The sequence below is a fragment of the Streptomyces sp. NPDC041191 genome (assembly GCF_055591945.1).
In genome coordinates this window covers 335,439-350,172 of sequence record NZ_JBVIZC010000004.1, presented here as the reverse complement: position 1 = coordinate 350,172, position 14,734 = coordinate 335,439, and the positions used below count along the sequence as shown (strand labels likewise).

Annotated in this window: 14 protein-coding genes; 8 read left to right on the top strand and 6 right to left on the bottom strand. The window is 74.7% G+C overall.

The features are described from left to right. Nucleotides 1-70: 70 nt before the first annotated feature. Genes ACZ6AQ_RS10370 through ACZ6AQ_RS10345 form a run of 6 tightly spaced genes read right to left on the bottom strand, consistent with a single transcriptional unit; the run spans nt 71 to nt 6,212 of the window. On the bottom strand, nt 71-1,699 hold the full coding sequence (locus tag ACZ6AQ_RS10370) for a SpoIIE family protein phosphatase (protein ID WP_468759262.1): 1,629 nt from the start codon (nt 1,697-1,699) through the stop codon (nt 71-73). After that, the gene (locus tag ACZ6AQ_RS10365) at nt 1,699-3,525 is read right to left on the bottom strand and encodes an ATP-binding response regulator (RefSeq protein ID WP_468758984.1); all 1,827 of its coding nucleotides are present in this window, start codon (nt 3,523-3,525) and stop codon (nt 1,699-1,701) included. Before ACZ6AQ_RS10365 ends, ACZ6AQ_RS10370 begins: the two co-directional genes overlap by 1 nt. Then, the gene (locus ACZ6AQ_RS10360) at nt 3,522-4,586 is read right to left on the bottom strand and encodes an ATP-binding SpoIIE family protein phosphatase (RefSeq protein WP_468758982.1); all 1,065 of its coding nucleotides are present in this window, start codon (nt 4,584-4,586) and stop codon (nt 3,522-3,524) included. The genes ACZ6AQ_RS10365 and ACZ6AQ_RS10360 overlap by 4 nt, the downstream gene beginning before the upstream one ends. Continuing rightward, nucleotides 4,574-4,996 carry an ATP-binding protein gene (locus tag ACZ6AQ_RS10355; protein WP_388689698.1) on the bottom strand — a complete coding sequence of 141 codons (423 nt, stop codon included), beginning with the start codon at nt 4,994-4,996 and terminating at the stop codon, nt 4,574-4,576. The genes ACZ6AQ_RS10360 and ACZ6AQ_RS10355 overlap by 13 nt, the downstream gene beginning before the upstream one ends. Beyond that, a complete protein-coding gene (locus ACZ6AQ_RS10350; RefSeq protein WP_388689696.1) occupies nt 4,993-5,370 on the bottom strand; it encodes an STAS domain-containing protein in 378 nt (125 codons plus the stop codon). Before ACZ6AQ_RS10350 ends, ACZ6AQ_RS10355 begins: the two co-directional genes overlap by 4 nt. Beyond that, a complete protein-coding gene (locus ACZ6AQ_RS10345; protein WP_468758980.1) occupies nt 5,367-6,212 on the bottom strand; it encodes an STAS domain-containing protein in 846 nt (281 codons plus the stop codon). The genes ACZ6AQ_RS10350 and ACZ6AQ_RS10345 overlap by 4 nt, the downstream gene beginning before the upstream one ends. A 238-nt stretch (nt 6,213-6,450) precedes the next feature. Here ACZ6AQ_RS10345 and ACZ6AQ_RS10340 point away from each other — a divergent pair, with 238 nt between their 5' ends. The 8 genes from ACZ6AQ_RS10340 to ACZ6AQ_RS10305 all read left to right on the top strand — a co-directional run bounded on the left by ACZ6AQ_RS10340 (nt 6,451) and on the right by ACZ6AQ_RS10305 (nt 14,716). Further along, nucleotides 6,451-7,368, top strand: a complete 918-nt coding sequence (locus ACZ6AQ_RS10340; RefSeq protein ID WP_468758978.1) for an SDR family oxidoreductase — start codon at nt 6,451-6,453, stop codon at nt 7,366-7,368. 84 nt (nt 7,369-7,452) lie between these two features. After that, nucleotides 7,453-7,902, top strand: a complete 450-nt coding sequence (locus ACZ6AQ_RS10335; protein WP_388689692.1) for a hypothetical protein — start codon at nt 7,453-7,455, stop codon at nt 7,900-7,902. Between the two features lie 25 nt (nt 7,903-7,927). Beyond that, nucleotides 7,928-8,410, top strand: coding sequence for an MSMEG_6728 family protein (locus tag ACZ6AQ_RS10330; protein ID WP_468758977.1), 483 nt, complete (start codon nt 7,928-7,930; stop codon nt 8,408-8,410). 149 nt (nt 8,411-8,559) lie between these two features. After that, a complete protein-coding gene (locus ACZ6AQ_RS10325) occupies nt 8,560-9,741 on the top strand; it encodes a spore photoproduct lyase family protein (protein ID WP_468758976.1) in 1,182 nt (393 codons plus the stop codon). 178 nt (nt 9,742-9,919) lie between these two features. Continuing rightward, entirely contained in the window at nt 9,920-10,102 is a 183-nt protein-coding gene (locus tag ACZ6AQ_RS10320; protein ID WP_468758974.1) for an SflA family class IV lanthipeptide, read from the top strand. Between the two features lie 2 nt (nt 10,103-10,104). Beyond that, on the top strand, nt 10,105-12,741 hold the full coding sequence (lanL, locus tag ACZ6AQ_RS10315; protein ID WP_468758973.1) for a class IV lanthionine synthetase LanL: 2,637 nt from the start codon (nt 10,105-10,107) through the stop codon (nt 12,739-12,741). A gap of 199 nt (nt 12,742-12,940) precedes the next feature. Next, nucleotides 12,941-13,510, top strand: a complete 570-nt coding sequence (locus tag ACZ6AQ_RS10310; RefSeq protein WP_468758972.1) for a hypothetical protein — start codon at nt 12,941-12,943, stop codon at nt 13,508-13,510. 207 nt (nt 13,511-13,717) lie between these two features. Then, a complete protein-coding gene (locus ACZ6AQ_RS10305; protein WP_468758970.1) occupies nt 13,718-14,716 on the top strand; it encodes a dihydroxyacetone kinase subunit DhaK in 999 nt (332 codons plus the stop codon). Nucleotides 14,717-14,734: the final 18 nt, after the last annotated feature.

Sequence of the window (14,734 nt, the reverse complement as noted above, 5' to 3'; positions counted from 1 at the left end):
TTGTCCTGGGGCAACTGTCTCGCACTCGTTCGCGCGACCGCAAGCCGCTCCCGAAATGTACATACAAGCCTCACATCGTGGCGGATCGATCGTCGCCGGTCACGCGCACCGCCATCAGCGCGATGTCGTCCTCCCCATGGGGAGGGAACGCCTCCAGGAGGGCGTCGCAGATCCTCTCCACGTCCGGCGGAAGGCTCCCGAGAACGGATTCGAGGCGGGCCAGCGAGATCCCCAGGTGTTCCCGGCGCCGCTCGACCAGGCCGTCGGTGGTCATCAGGAGGACGGACCCGGGAGGCGCCGCGACCTCGGTGCTCACCGGGTGGGGGAGCCCCACGCCGAGGAGCGGACCGTGCTCGTCGAGGGAGCGGACGTTCCCGTCGGGGGTGCGGAGCAGCGGAGGCAGGTGACCGGCGTTGGCGATGTGCAGGACGCCGGTGGCCTCGTCGATGAAGACGATGCACAGGGTGAGGGTCAGCCGCGCGCCGACGGCCGACAGGAGGTGGTCGAGACGGGCGAGGATGCCGTGCGGGGGGTGCCCCTCGATGGCGTAGGCGCGCAGGGCGTGGCGGACCTGGCCCATGAGCATGGCGGCGTCGAGGGAGTGGCCGGCGACGTCGCCGACGGCGAGGAGCAGTCCTCCCCGGGTGGGAAGGGCCTCGTAGAAGTCGCCGCCGATCTCCGCGTGGTCGCTGGCGGGCAGGTAGCGCACCGCGAGGTCGGCGAGGTGCGAGTCGGGCAGGGTCTCGGGCAGGAAGCTCCGCTGGAGGGTCAGGGCCAGGTCGTGCTCCTCGGTGTAGCTCCGCAGGGCTTCCAGGGCCAGGGCGCACGCCTGGGCCAGCTGGGTCAGGAGCTGCTCCTCGTCGGGCGTCGCCACCGCCTCGGCGGGGACCGCGAGGCACACCGGCTGCCGGCCCGGCTTGGCGCGCGCCACGGCCACGGCGAGCGTGTCGTGGGGGACGAGGTGGTGCGGGAAGCCCGGCCAGCGGCGGGCGGGGACCGTGAGCAGCCGTACCCCGGCGCGGTCCCCCGTCTCGTGGTGCGCGGGCAGGTCGCGGGCGTCGAGCGGCACGTCGGCGGTGTCGGTGGAGGACCGCCCGCCCGTGCCCGCCGCCGCGGCCGGTTCGCCGTGCGGCGAGATGATCGCTGCCACCGCGGGCGTCCCCAGGACGGCGGTCGCGCCCCTGGCGGCGGCCCGGGCGACCCCCGTGGCGCTGACCGCGCTGTAGAGGAGCAGGGTCGCCTCGTTCAGGTGCAGCAGGCGGTCCGCCAGCCGTTCGGCCCGGCGGCGCGCCCGCGCGTAGCGCAGGGTGGCGGTGACGGTGGCGAGGAGCTCGTCCGGGGCGATGGGCTCCGTGAGGTAGGCGTCGGCCCCGCGGTTGAGGCCCTGGGTCCGGTCCTTGGCCGTGATGGCGGACGCGGACACGTGGACGACGGGGAGGGCCGTCGTCGCGGGGTCGGCCTTGATGTGCTCGCAGACGTCGAAGCCGGTCATGTCCGGCAGCCGCACGTCGACGATCGCCACCTCCGGCAGGGCGTCGGCCTCCCGGAGCAGGGCGAGCGCCCGGGTGCCGTCCTCCGCCTCCACGACGGTGTGGCCCGCGCGGGACAGGGTGGTCTTCAGCACGTAGCGGTTGGTGGGGTTGTCGTCCACGACCAGCACGCGCGCGGGCGAGGTGTCGGACGGGGGTGGTCCTGCGATCACGGTGTGGATTCTCCGGGCGTCTGCCGCTCATCGGTCTCCGCCGGAGGGGGGAGGTCGGGGCCGGTCGGGTGGAGTGCCAGGGCGCGGGCGATGCGCTCCGGCGTCAGGTGCGTCTTGCCCAGCACGGCCCGCGCGTGGGTGAGCCGGGAGTGGTCCACGTCGCCGGGGTCGGTCGAGGTCAGCACCACGACCGGGATGTGCGCGGTCCCGGGGTCCCGGGCCAGGAGCTGGAGGAGGACGTACCCGTCGGGCGCCGGCATCGCCAGGTCGATCAGCACCGCTTCGGGCCGCTCCGCGCGGATGACGTCGAGGGCCCGCGAGCTGACCGACACCTCGGTCACGTTCCGCGCGACCCGCTGCAGGACCGGCCGGATCAGCTCGATGAACGTCCGGTCGTCGTCCACGACGACCAGTGACTCCGGCAGGGGGTGGGCGACCCGCGCCGGGACCTCCGCCGGGGCGAGGTCGAGGCAGGCCGGGATCTCGACCCGGACCCGGGTCCCGGCGCCCGGCTCGCTGGCCAGGGTGAGGGTGCCGCCGAGCAGGCCGGCCAGTCTGCGGGCGTAGGGGAGGCCCAGGCCGGTCCCCGGCCGGCCCCGCTGGTGGGCGCCCAGGACCTGGTAGAACTCCTCGAAGACGCGGTCCTGCTGGTCCAGCGGGATTCCGACGCCCGTGTCGGTGGTGGTGAAGACGAACCAGGTGCGTCCGGCCCGGTCCTCGGTCCCGACCGTGAGCCGGACCTCGCCGGCCGTGGTGAACTTCAGGCCGTTGGAGAGGACGTTGCGCAGGACGCGCGTGAGCATGACCTCGTCCGTGACCAGTTCCGGCGCGTCCCGCACGTCGGGGATGTCCAGGCGCACCCCCTCGTGGGCCATGCCGTGCAGCGTCCCGCGGAGCTGGTGCAGCAGGGTCCGGAGGTCGGTGTGGACCAGGTGCGGCTCCAGCCGCCCCGACTCGGCCTTGGCGACGTCCAGCAGCTCCTCGACCAGGGCGAGGAGCGTGCTGCCCGAGCCGGCGATGAGGGACATCTGCCGGCGCTGCTCCTCGGTCAGGGGATCGGCCTCGGGGGCGAGCAGCAGGCGGGCCAGCGCGATGACCGAGTTGACCGGGGCGCGCAGTTCGTGGCTCACGTTGGCCCAGAAACGGGTCTTGGCCTCGCTCGCCAGACGCAGCTGCCGGGTCTTGTCCTCCAGCTCGGCGTAGAGGGCCACCACGCCCGTGTTGGTCTCCTCCAGCTCCGCGGACAGTTCGCTGTAGAGGGCGACCACCCCCTGGTTGGTCTCCTCCAGTTCGGCGTTCAGCCGCTGCAGTTCCTCCTGCTGGGCCCTCGACTCCTCGAGCGCCCGGAGGAGCTGCCGGTTCTGGGTCCGCAGCTCCTCGCCCATGCTGAGGTCGCCGGAGTCGCGGAGCGCCGCGTGCACCCGTTCCACCAGCTCTTCGTGGAGCTCCGGGGAGACGGGCAGCCGCTGGCCCACCGTCAACGCGTGTCCGCCGGGGGACGGGGCGTGGTCGCACCGGTCCAGGAGGCGCGCCGCGGCGCCGAGCGCCCCGCGGCCGGGCCCGCGGGGCCCGGTCCAGGAGAAACGGGCGAGGAAGAGGCCGGGCTCGCCGGTCCGTTCCTCCAGCCGGAGGTCCACACGCAGCCCCGGGGTCCCCAGGAGATCACGTCCCACCTCGCTCAGTACCGTCACCACTCGCACCAGTTCATGGCCTTCGAGGCCCAGGGCCCGGCACACCACCTGTCCCCGTCTGCGGAGTTCAAACCCGTCCCGCTCGACGGCCAGGGGAAGGGTGCAGAAGTCGTGGACGCGCGAACCGCTCACCGGCGGGCCGCCCGGGCGACGACGATCCCGGCGTCGTCGCGGCGCACTCCCGCCTGACCGAGGACCTGGGCCGCGACGACGGCCGGCTGCCGGGCGAACAGACCGGGGAAGTCGGCCGGCGACCAGCGGTCGCTCAGACCGTCCGAATGGAGGACGAGGACCGCGTCGGGACCGAGGGGGACCCGGAAGGTCCGGGGAGCGGGCATCTGGTGGCCGACGATCCCCGGCAGGGAGAGGAGGGTGGCGCGCTTCCCGCCGTCGACGACGAAGGCGCTGACGTTGCCGACTCCGCAGTGCTCGGCGTTCCCCCGGGAGAAATCGGCGCGCGTGACCGCCACCGCCGCGCCCCGGGTGCCCTTCAGCCCGGTGTGCAGCGCCCGGACGATGTCCTGGGGGCTCCGGTGCGACTGGGCCCGGAAGGCGGCCCGGGCGCGCTCGCCGGCGAGCGCCGCCAGCGGACCGTGCCCCAGACCGTCGCACATCATCACCGTGGCCACCCGCGCCCCGTCCGGCCCGTGCTCGACGCGCGCGGCCCACGTGTCGCCGCAGACCTTCTCACCGCTGATGGGACGCGTCAGGCCGGTGACCTCCACCTCGTCGGTCCCGGGCGGCGCGCCCCGGTCGTCCCCCGCCCAGAACCGGGCGAGCAGCACCGTGCCGCGGCCGGGCAGCGAGTGGACGTCGAAGGTGTCGGCGGACCGCGCGATGGCCCCCATGCCCAGGCCCAGGGTGCCGCTGCTGGACGTGCCGTCCGCGAGCGCGCCGCCCACGTCCGTCATGCCCGGCCCGCTGTCCACGGAGAAGAGTTCGAGGGCCGCCCGGTCCCGGAGGGCCACCACCCGGAGGGCCAGGGCGCCGTCCCGCGCGTGCTTCTGGAGGTTGGTGGCGGCCTCGGTCACGGCGAGCTCGATCTCCGCCACGCGGTCCCGGGCCATGCCGACGCGCCGGGCCAGTACCGCCGCCTCCCGGCGGGCGGCCGCGGCGACGGCGACGTCGAGACGCAGCCACACGACCTCCTCGGCCTCGGTCTCGTAACCGGACGGGGGGTTCACCTGGCCCACTTCAGCACCGTCACCGTGGTTCCGGTGCCGGGCTCCGACCACAGCTCGAACTCGTCCACCAGGCGCCGGGCGCCGCTGAGGCCCAGCCCCATTCCGCTGCCCGACGTCCACCCGTCCGTCAGGGCCTGCTCCAGGTCGGGGATGCCGGGTCCGGTGTCCGAGAACCTCACCCAGACGCCGACGCGCGCCACGTCGCGGACGACGACCGCGTGCGCGGTGCCGCCCCCTCCGTAGATGAGGGTGTTGCGGCCCAGCTCGCTCGCCGCCGTGACCAGCTTGGTCTGGTTGACCAGGGAGAGGCCCGCCCGCTGGGCGAGGACGCGCACCGTCTGGCGCGCCTTGACGACGTCGCCGCTGGTCCGGATCGGCACTTCCTCGCGGGTCGCCTCGTCGGCCGGATAGTCCCTCACGGGCGTGCCGGGGGCAGGTCCCGCGACCGGCGCAGGTAGCCCAGGCCGAGTTCGAGGTTGAGCGCCGTGCGGACGCCGCCCAGCGACAGGCCGAGCTCCACCAGCGTCATGGCGACGGCCGGGCGCATGCCGACGACGACCGTCTCCGCGCCGAGGACGCGGGAGATCGCCGCCGTGGTGGCCAGCATGCGTCCGACGAACGAGTCGACGATCTCCAGGGCCGAGATGTCGATGACCACCCCGCGGGCGCCGGTGGCGACGATCTGCTGGGAGAGGTCGTCCTGGAGGTCCAGGACCATCTGGTCCTCCAGGTCGACCTGGATCGAGACGAGGAGGATGTCCCCGATCTTCAGGACCGGTACGCGATCGCTCACAGCAGGCCCGCCGGACGGGCCGCGGCGGCCCTGTCGATCTCCGACAGGGCGTGACGCAGGGCGTCGGCCAGGGTCGCCTTCGTGGGGATGTCGCCGAACTCGATGCCCAGGGCAACGATGGTCTGCGCGATCTGGGGCCGGATGCCCGAGATGGTGCACTCGGCACCCATCATCCGCGCCGCGACGACGGTCTTGAGGAGGTGCTGGGCGACCTGGGTGTCGACGGCCGGCACACCGGTGATGTCGATGATCGCGTGCGCGGAGTTGGAATCCACCAGGGCCTGCAGCAGCTTCTCCATGACGACCTGGGTCCGCGCGGAGTCGAGCGTCCCGACGAGCGGCACGCCCACCACGCCGTCCCACAGCTTCACCACCGGGGTGGACAGTTCGAGGAGCTGCTGGGACTGCGCGGAGATGATCTCCTCGCGGGTCCTGGCGTACTCCTCCACCGTGAACAGGCCCAGGTCGTCGAGCAGCCGGGCGAACTGGAGGTAGGCGCGCACGTCCTCGACGGACCCGTCGAGGACGGGTTCGAGGACGCCCTTGAGCGCGAAGATGCTCACGGCGGTCTCGGTCGGGGTGAATCCCTGCCGGGCCCGGGTGCGCGACAGCTCGACGAGGAGGCTGCGCACGACGGCGAAGTCGTCGCCGCGCCCCGCCGGCCCGCCCTTCGAGACGGCGTCGGTGATCGCGTCGTAGAGCTCGCCCAGTTCACGGCCGAGTTCGGCGGAGCTCAGACGGCCGCGCAAGGAGGCTCCGACGGCCTGCTCCCACTGCTCCACCAGCTCGGACCGTCGCGTGGTCAGCAGCTCCAGCAGCCGATGCGAACCTTCGTTGGCCATTGCTTTCTTTCCCCTTGCTTCGCCGTGCGCGGTCGGCCCCGACGATACGGCACGGGCCCGGGCGCCGATCATGGCCCTCCCGCCGCCTCCCGGAACGAGGGCCGCGCGGACGGTGCCGGAGCGGTGACCGGTGCGGCAATCGGCGCAGCCGGGGCGGCGGCGGGCCCGGCCCGGTGATGACATGGGGGCACCGCCGCGGCCGGAAGCCGCGGCGCCCGGCCCGACCCCCTGGAGAGCCATGGCGCACCACAACCCCCTGCGGGGACGGACGGCGGTCGTGACGGGCGCGGCGCGCGGCCTGGGGGCCGGGCTCGCCCGGGAACTGGCCGGCCGGGGCATGCGGATCGCCCTGATCGGACGGGAGGCCGAGACCCTGGAGCGGGTCTCGCGGGAGCTGCCCGTGGAGAGCCGCTGCTACGAGGCCGACGTGACCGACGACGACCTCATGGAACGGACGGCCCGCCGGGTGGCGCGCGACCTGGGGGAGCCCTCCGTGGTGATCGCCAACGCGGGCGTCGCCGAGGGCGGCCCGTTCGCCACGTCCGATCCGGGGACGTGGCGCCGGGTGATCGAGGTCAACCTCGTGGGCAGCGCGATCACGGCCAGGACGTTCCTGCCCGGACTGCTGGCCTCGCGGGGCTACTTCCTCCAGGTCGCCTCGACCGCGGCCTTCGGATCGGCCCCCATGATGAGCGCCTACTGCGCGTCGAAGGCGGGGGTCGAGTCGTTCGCCCAGTCGCTGCGCGCCGAGTGCGCCCACCAGGGGGTCGGCGTCGGCATCGCGTACCTGCACTGGACGGACACCGACATGGTGCGGGACGTGGACGCCCACGACGTCCTGCGGGAGCTGCGCGCCCACATGCCCCGCCCCGCCCGCACGGTGTACCCCGTCGAGAAGGTCGCGTCGTGGCTGGCCGAAGCGGTCCGCCGCCGCTCCGCCACCGTCTACGCGCCCCCGTGGCTGCGCCTCGTCCAGCCCGTCCGCCCCCTGCTGCCCCTGCTCGTCGCGCGCTCCTCGGCGCGGACCCTGCCGCGCCTCGCGGAGAGGGGCGCCCTGTCCGCCACGGGGCTGCTCGGCCCCGGCGGCCTCGCCGCCCGGGAGGGCCGGACGGACGGGGGAGGGCGCGAGGACGCCGGGAGCCCCGACCGCCGCTGACCCGCGACCGCGCCGCCCGGCGCGTTGCTCCGGGTGGACCACGGGCGGGTGTGCCCCCGCCGCGCGCGGGGCACTGGACCGGGCATGAACCGCGACGACGATCACCGGGACGGGCGCCGCACGCGCCCCGAGGGAGTCGACGACCTCACCGTGGAGGCCCTCGGCTCGCTCTCCAAGGCGCTGGAGACCACCGAACGGGCCCGTGGCCACCTGTACTCCTTCCACCAGCTCACCGGCACCGCCGACCTGGAGCTCGACAGGACGGTGGAACTCCTCGAAAAGGCCGGCCACGGGGAGTGGGCCGGCCTCGTCCGGCGGGAGATCCTCGGCCGCAACGTCATCCCGGGCCACTGGACGTACCAGGTGGTCGAGGCGTACGACCGGACGTACTACGAGCCCTTCAAGCGGCTCGAACGGGAGGCCGTCGACACCCTCGCCGAGGGCCGCGACCACCTCTACGAGGCCGAGATGAAGGAGGAGCGCCGCACGCACGGCCACCGCGACCACACCGCCACCCCCGAGGAGACGGGATAGGCGCGCGGAACGGCGGGGCCACCCCGTGCAGACCTTCCTCCCGTACGCCGGATTCGCCGAGTCGGCGGCCGTACTGGACCCGCGCCGGCTCGGCAAACAGCGCGTGGAGGCGCTCCAGGTCCTCCGGGGGCTCACGGTGCCCGGATACGGCTGGCGCAGGCACCCCGCGGTGCGGATGTGGGCCGGTTACGAGGAGGCCCTGGTGCGGTACGGCCTCGACGTCTGCGGCGTCTGGACGGCCGGGGGCCGCGCCGACACCTGCGCCGCCACGCTGACCCGCGACTACCTCGCCCGGTTCCCGGGGGCCGGGGTGCGGGAGCAGGACGCACTCGCGGCGGCCGGCGAGCTGCCCCCCTGGCTCGGTGACCCCGCGTTCCACCGCAGCCACCGCTCCGCGCTGCTGCGCAAGGCCCCGGACCTCTACCGCGACCGTTTCCCGGGAGTGCCCGACGACCTCCCCTACGTCTGGCCGGCCTCCGACCGGGACGGCGGCCCGGACCCGGCCTGACCCCACCCGGCGCCCGCTTCCTCCCGGTCCGCACGCTTCGGGTGGTTCACGTGGTTCGCGTGCTCCGCTCCGTACACTGGAGGACGCCGCGGCACCGGCCCGGCGGCCCGCGCCGGTCGCGGGCGACGGTCCCGTACGGCGGAGTGGACATGCGACAGCGTTCCGGAGGACCGGAGGACGGCGCCGAGGGCCTGTTCGGCATGGACGAACTCGTGGCCGCGGCCGGGACGGGGGACGAGGACGGCAGCCGCCCGTTCCGCGACGGGGAACGCGCGCGGGCGCTGCTCGACGTGGCGGAGATCCACGCCGAGCCCGCCGCCGCCGCGTCGTGGCGGGGACGGCAGATCATCGCGCGCTTCCCCCGCGCCCGCCTCGTCGCCACGGACTCCCACTGGCGCATCCCGCACCTGCACGGCAACGCGGGCAACGTCGAGCGCTGGGTGAGGACCAAGCGCGAGACCCTGGTCCTGGGTGAGCGCAAGTCCTTCGGCGTCCGGCGCAACGGCAGGTCCGCCGACTGGATCGCCCCCGGCCTCTCCAACGGCTGTGCGATGGCCTGCGCGTACTGTTACGTCCCGCGTCGCAAGGGGTTCGCCAACCCCATCACCGTCTTCACCAACGTGGACCGCGTCCTCGACGGCCTGGGGCGGCACATCGCGGCCGCCGGCCCCAAACGGGTGCCCAACCAGTGCGACGACCACGCCTGGGTCTACGACGTCGGGGAGAACGGCGACTGCGCGGTCGACGACCTGATCAGCGACAACACCGCCGACCTGGTCCGGGCCTTCCGCCGCTGGCCGACCGCCAAGGCGTCCTTCGCCACCAAGTTCGTCAACCCGGACCTGCTGCGGCTCGACCCGCGGGGCCGTACGCGCATCCGCTTCTCGGTGATGCCGCCGGAGGACTCCAAGCGCCTCGACATCCGGACGAGCCCGGTCCCGGAGCGCCTCGCGGCGGCGGCCGACTTCCTGGACGCCGGCTACGAGGTGCACTTCAACCTCTCCCCGGTGGTGATCCGTCCGGGCTGGGAGGAGGGCTGGGACGGCCTGCTCCGCGCCATGGACGACGTGCTGCCCCGGCGGGTGAAGGACCAGGCGGCGGCGGAGGTCATCATGCTCACCCACAACCAGGACCTGCACGAGGTCAACCTCGGCTGGCACCCCCGCGCCGAGGAGCTCCTGTGGCGCCCGGACCTCCAGCAGCCGAAGCGCTCCGGGACCGGCGGCCGGAACGTGCGGTACCGCACGGGGACCAAGGCGTCCGCCGTCGAGTCGCTGCGGCGGCTGATCGACGCCCGTACCCCGTGGCTGCGGGTGCGGTACGCCTTCTGAACCCCCGCCCCGCCCCGCTCTCCCCGCCAACGTCCGCCCGACGAGCGTCACCTGACCCCTTGTCAGGGAATTCGCCCCTCCCTACCTTGGTCCAGCGAGCCCTTGGTCCGGCGGGCTCACCGGCCCCGTGCCGGCCCCTGTCCGTTCCTCAGCGCACGACCAACCATGGAGGCGTCACATGCCCGTAGCCGTGCCGGATCTTCTGGAGACCGACGGATTCCGCGACGCGGGACCGCTGGAGATCGACGACGAGGCGATCGCGTTCGAGGACGACGACCGCGCCGACCGCGAGCACACGGCGTGCCTCGCCGACCCCTGGGTGACCGCCACCACCCGCTTCGCCTGCGACCTGAACGCGTAGCGGTGGCCGTTTCCATCGCCGGCCGCGGCGGCTGGTCGGACGACACGTGGTCGTACCTGAACGATCCGCGCATGCCGGCGATGGAACACGGCTGGAAACTGCACGTCTCGGCGCGCCCCGGCGGTCTCGACGCCGTGACCGCGCTCGTCCTGCCGGTGCTGGCCCGGCACGTCTGCCACGCGAAGGTCGCCCGCGACCCGGAGACCCTGCGCCGCCTCAACTCCGGGGTGACGAGCGCAGGGAGCGTCGGCAAGGCGATCACCGTCTACCCCCCGGCCGGAACCGTGGCCGAGATCGCCCGGGAACTCGTCGCCGTTCTGCGCGGCCGGGAGGGCCCGCAGGTCGTCAGCGACCGGCGGGTCGATCCGGAAGCCCCGGTCTACTACCGCTACGGCCCCTTCACGGGCGACTACCGGACCGGCCGGAGCGGGCGGCTCGAATCCGTCATGACCGGGCCGGACGGCCGGGTCTTCGACGGCCTGGCCGTCGGCCGCTACCGGTGCCCGCCCTGGGCCCAGGACCCCTTCACGACCGGCTCCGGACACGGCGGCGGACCGTCCGCGCCCGGCTTCGGCGGCGGACGCTACACGATCACGGCCGGCATCGCGCGCACCCCCCGGGGCAACGTCTACCGCGCGGTCGACCGCACGCTCGGACGGCCGGTGGTGGTCAAACAGGCGAGGGCCTTCGTGGGCGAGGACGAGTCCGGCGCGGACGCCCGCCACCGGCTGCGCAACGAGCACGCGGTCCTCACCGCGCTCGACGGCGTCACGGGCGTGCCCCGCGCGCTGGACTACTTCGCCCACCACGTGGACGAGTACCTGGTGACGACCGACTGCGGCGACCGGAACCTGCGCCGGGAGGTCCTGCGGAACGGCCCCTACGGCGACGACGGCCCCCGGGGCGCGGCGCGCTCCCTGTCCGTCCTCGCCGCCCGGCTCCTGCGCGTCCTGGACGCGGTCCACGACCGGAACGTGGTCGTCCGCGACCTCAAGCCCGACAACGTCGTGCTCGACGGTTCCGGCCCCGGCCACTGCCACGTGATCGACTTCGGGATCGGCGAACGGGACGGCACCGGGCCGGGAGGAGCGACCCCCGGATACGGCGAACCGGTCCTGCGCGCGACCGGACCGGCCACCCCCGCCGACGACCACTACGCCCTCGGCGCGACCCTCTTCTTCGCCGCCACCGGCCTCGACCCCGTGATCGTCGACACCGACCACGCGGTCAACCGGGACCGGACCCTGGACTGCCTGGAGTGGGCCCTGCCCGGACGCGCCCACCGGGAGTTCCGGTCGAGGGTCGCCGGTCTCCTGAGCTTCGACCCGGCCGTACGGACCGCCGCCGCCGACCGTCTGCGCACCGGCACGCCCGGAACCCCGCGCCGCCCCGCCCGCCGGTCCCCGCGCCCCCGGATCGACGACGACCTGCTGGCCGAGGTCGTCGAGCACACGGCCGCGTTCTGCGCCGGGGAGGCGCGCGCGATCGTGGACCCGGTGCGGGCCGCGCGGCTGAACGTCCCCACCTCGGTCGACGTCTACGGCGGCAGTGCGGGACTCGGCCTCGAACTCCTCCACCACGCGCACCGGCCCGGCGTGCGGCCGGCCGCCACCGCCTTGGCGCGGTGGACGGCCGAGCGGTCCAGGGACCTGCCGCCCGGCTTCTACACGGGACGCACCGGCGTCGAACTCTTCCTCGCGGCGGCGGGAGCGGACACGGACACGGAGACGGAGGCCCGCACGGGGGAGGGAACGGGCGCGCGGCCCGCTCCCTCCGCCCTGCCGGGCCGCGCGCCCGACGGCGGACCGCCGGAGGCGGACCTGATCGCGGGCGCCGCCGGGATCGGCCTCGGCCGGCTGCTGCTCGCCGGGAACGCCCTGCGGTCCGGCCGCCGGGACGCAGCGGACCGGCACCTCGCCGTCGCCGCCGACTGCGCCCGGATGCTGGCGTCGGGCACCGCCCGGCTGACCCCGGCCGGCCCGGACACGGCCGGCGACGCCGCGCTCCGCGAGGGCATCGCGCACGGCGAGGCGGGCGTCGTCCACTTCCTGCTCGAATACGGCGGCGCGACCGGGGACCCGGACGCGGTCGGCCGCTCCGCGAAGGCCGCCGCGCGCCTGGCCGCCGTGACACCGGACATCATCGCGGCGGCCGCCGCGCCGGGGGCGACGCGCCGCTACGGCTCGTGGTGCCGGGGTCTGGCCGGCATCGGGACCGTACTCGTGCGGGCCGCCGTGCTCCTCGACGAGCCCCGCCACCTCGACCTCGCCCGGCGGGCCGCGCGCGCCTGCGCCGCGCTGGCGCCGAGGATGCCGCTGGTCACGCAGTGCTGCGGGCTGGCCGGGGTGGGCGACCTGATGCTGGACGTCGCGGAGGCGTCCGGGGCCGAGGAGTTCCGGGACGCGGCCGAGACCGTCGCCCTGCTCGTCCTGAGCCGCAGCGGCGGCACCCGGTCCCGGCCCGTGTTCCCGGACACCGGCCTCGCCCGGCCGAGCGCCACCTGGGCCGGCGGCTCCGCGGGCGTGCTGGCCTTCTTCAGGCGGCTGCACGACCGGGGCGGCCCCCGGCTCGGCCTCCTCGCCCGACCGCCGGCGGGGCGTCCGGACGGTACGGCCGGGGCCGGCTCCCCCCGGGCGTGAGGCCCGCCGGACGCCGGGCGACCGGGTGACCGGACGGCGCGAGCGGGACCCCGGACGGCGCTCCGGCGCGTCCGGGGGCGCGGAACCCCTCGTTCGGACCCGCGCTGATGGCGGGGGCGCCGGAAGCCGGGAAGGGTGGGGGAGGGTTCGACACCCGCATCGGCCCCGCCCCGCCACCCCGTTCAGAAGGAGCACCGTCATGTCCGAACGTCACACGCTCATCCGCGGTCTGCACGACGTGGGTCTGGCCGCCTGGTTCGGAGGTTCGCTGATGGGGGCGGTCGGCCTCAACGGCGCCGCCGAGGACCAGGGCGGAACGCAGACGGAAACGGACCGGATCGCCTCCTCGGGATGGGCGAAGTGGACGCCCGTCAACGCCGCCGCCATCGGCGTGCACCTCTTCGGCAGCGGCGGACTGCTCGCGGTGAACGCCCACCGCGTCGCCACCCAGCAGGGGGTGGCCGGTTCCACCGTGGCCAAGACCGCCGTCACCGCCGCGGCCCTGGTCGCCACCGCCTACGCCCGCGTCCTGGGCAAGAAGGTCGAACTGGCGTCCTCCACCGACCCGGAGGACGCCGAGAAGGCGCGGAAGCACCCCGTCGACCTGGACAAAGCCCGTCGGCAACTGGCCTGCGCACAGTGGGCGGTACCGGCGCTCACCGGGTGCCTGGTCCTGCTCAACGCCCTGCACGGCGAGCAGCAGCGTCCCGCCGAGCAGGCGTCGGGCATGTGGGAGCGGGCCCGTTCCGTGAACCCCTTCATGTCGTGAGACCCCGCCCCGGTCCCTTCCGGCAGGCGGCACCCGAAAAGACGATCGGGTCGTCGTATGACTTGCCCCGGACGGAGCCGGAGCCCAGCATGTAGGGACCCGGGCGGGAGACGGCCGGCGAGGGTGTCGTTCTGTGCGCCACAGGCCCCTGTGGCGCACAGAACGACCCCCCGACCCGGTCGCGGCCCTCGACGACGGAGGACTCCGATGGCCTCGTACTTCGAGAACAGCGCCGACACCCTGGTGTCCGACGCGCTCGCGGGCTTCGCGCGCGCCCACGCGGACCTGCTCACCCTCGACCCCGACCACGGGTTCCTCCTCGCCCGCGCCGCGTCCCCGGACCGCCGGGTCGGCCTGCTCTCCGGCGGCGGCGCCGGACACGAACCGATGCACGCCGGGTACGTCGGCCGGGGCATGCTCGACGCCGCCTGCCCCGGCCGCGTCTTCGCCTCCCCGCACAACCGCCAGGTCTACGAGGGATCGCTCGCCGCCGCCCGCGACGAGGGCGTCCTCCACATCGTCAAGAACTACACCGGCGATCGCATCAACTTCGGCATCGCCGCCGAGCGCCTGGCCCACCGGGGAGTGCCCTGCGCGCGCGTCCTCGTCGACGACGACCTCGCCTCCGACTCCGAGGAGATCGCCGCCGGACGCCGGGGGACCGGCGGCACCGTCCTCATCGAGAAGATCCTCGGCGGCGCCGCCGACAACGGCCTCGGCCTCGGTGAACTCCAGGCTCTCGGCACCCGCCTCGCCGCCCGCTGCCGCACCCTCGCCGTCGCCTCCGCCGCCCACACCGCCCCCACCCTGGGCGAACCCGCCTTCCGGCTCGCCGTCGGCGAACTGGAGTACGGCGTCGGCATCCACGGCGAGCGGGCCAGGTCGACCACCCGCCACGTCCCGCTCGCGCCCCTGGTCGAGCGGATGGCCGGCGAACTCCTCGACGCCCTCGCCCCGGAGCCGGGTACCACCGCCCTCACCCTGGTCAACGGACTCGGTGCGGTCACCCCCCTGGAGCTGTACGCCGCCCACGGCGAGCTGGCCCGGGTGCTCGACGCCCGGGGGGTGGTCCTCGCCCGCAACCTGGTCGGCGACTACGTCACGGCCCTCGACATGCGTGGTTTCTCCCTCACCGTCCTCCTCGCCGAACCGGCCGACCTCGCCTTCTACGACGCGCCCGTGCACACCGCCGCCCTGCGCTGGTGAAGCCGGTCCCGCCCGGCG

What these genes read in the sequence shown, in the direction of transcription:
- ACZ6AQ_RS10345 (WP_468758980.1), bottom strand. Translation starts at nt 6,212, where the DNA reads ATGGCCAACGAAGGTTCGCATCGGCTGCTGGAGCTGCTGACCACGCGA.
- ACZ6AQ_RS10340 (WP_468758978.1), top strand. Translation starts at nt 6,451, where the DNA reads ATGGCGCACCACAACCCCCTGCGGGGACGGACGGCGGTCGTGACGGGC.
- ACZ6AQ_RS10335 (WP_388689692.1), top strand. Translation starts at nt 7,453, where the DNA reads ATGAACCGCGACGACGATCACCGGGACGGGCGCCGCACGCGCCCCGAG.
- ACZ6AQ_RS10325 (WP_468758976.1), top strand. Translation starts at nt 8,560, where the DNA reads ATGCGACAGCGTTCCGGAGGACCGGAGGACGGCGCCGAGGGCCTGTTC.
- ACZ6AQ_RS10320 (WP_468758974.1), top strand. Translation starts at nt 9,920, where the DNA reads ATGCCCGTAGCCGTGCCGGATCTTCTGGAGACCGACGGATTCCGCGAC.
- ACZ6AQ_RS10310 (WP_468758972.1), top strand. Translation starts at nt 12,941, where the DNA reads ATGTCCGAACGTCACACGCTCATCCGCGGTCTGCACGACGTGGGTCTG.
- ACZ6AQ_RS10305 (WP_468758970.1), top strand. Translation starts at nt 13,718, where the DNA reads ATGGCCTCGTACTTCGAGAACAGCGCCGACACCCTGGTGTCCGACGCG.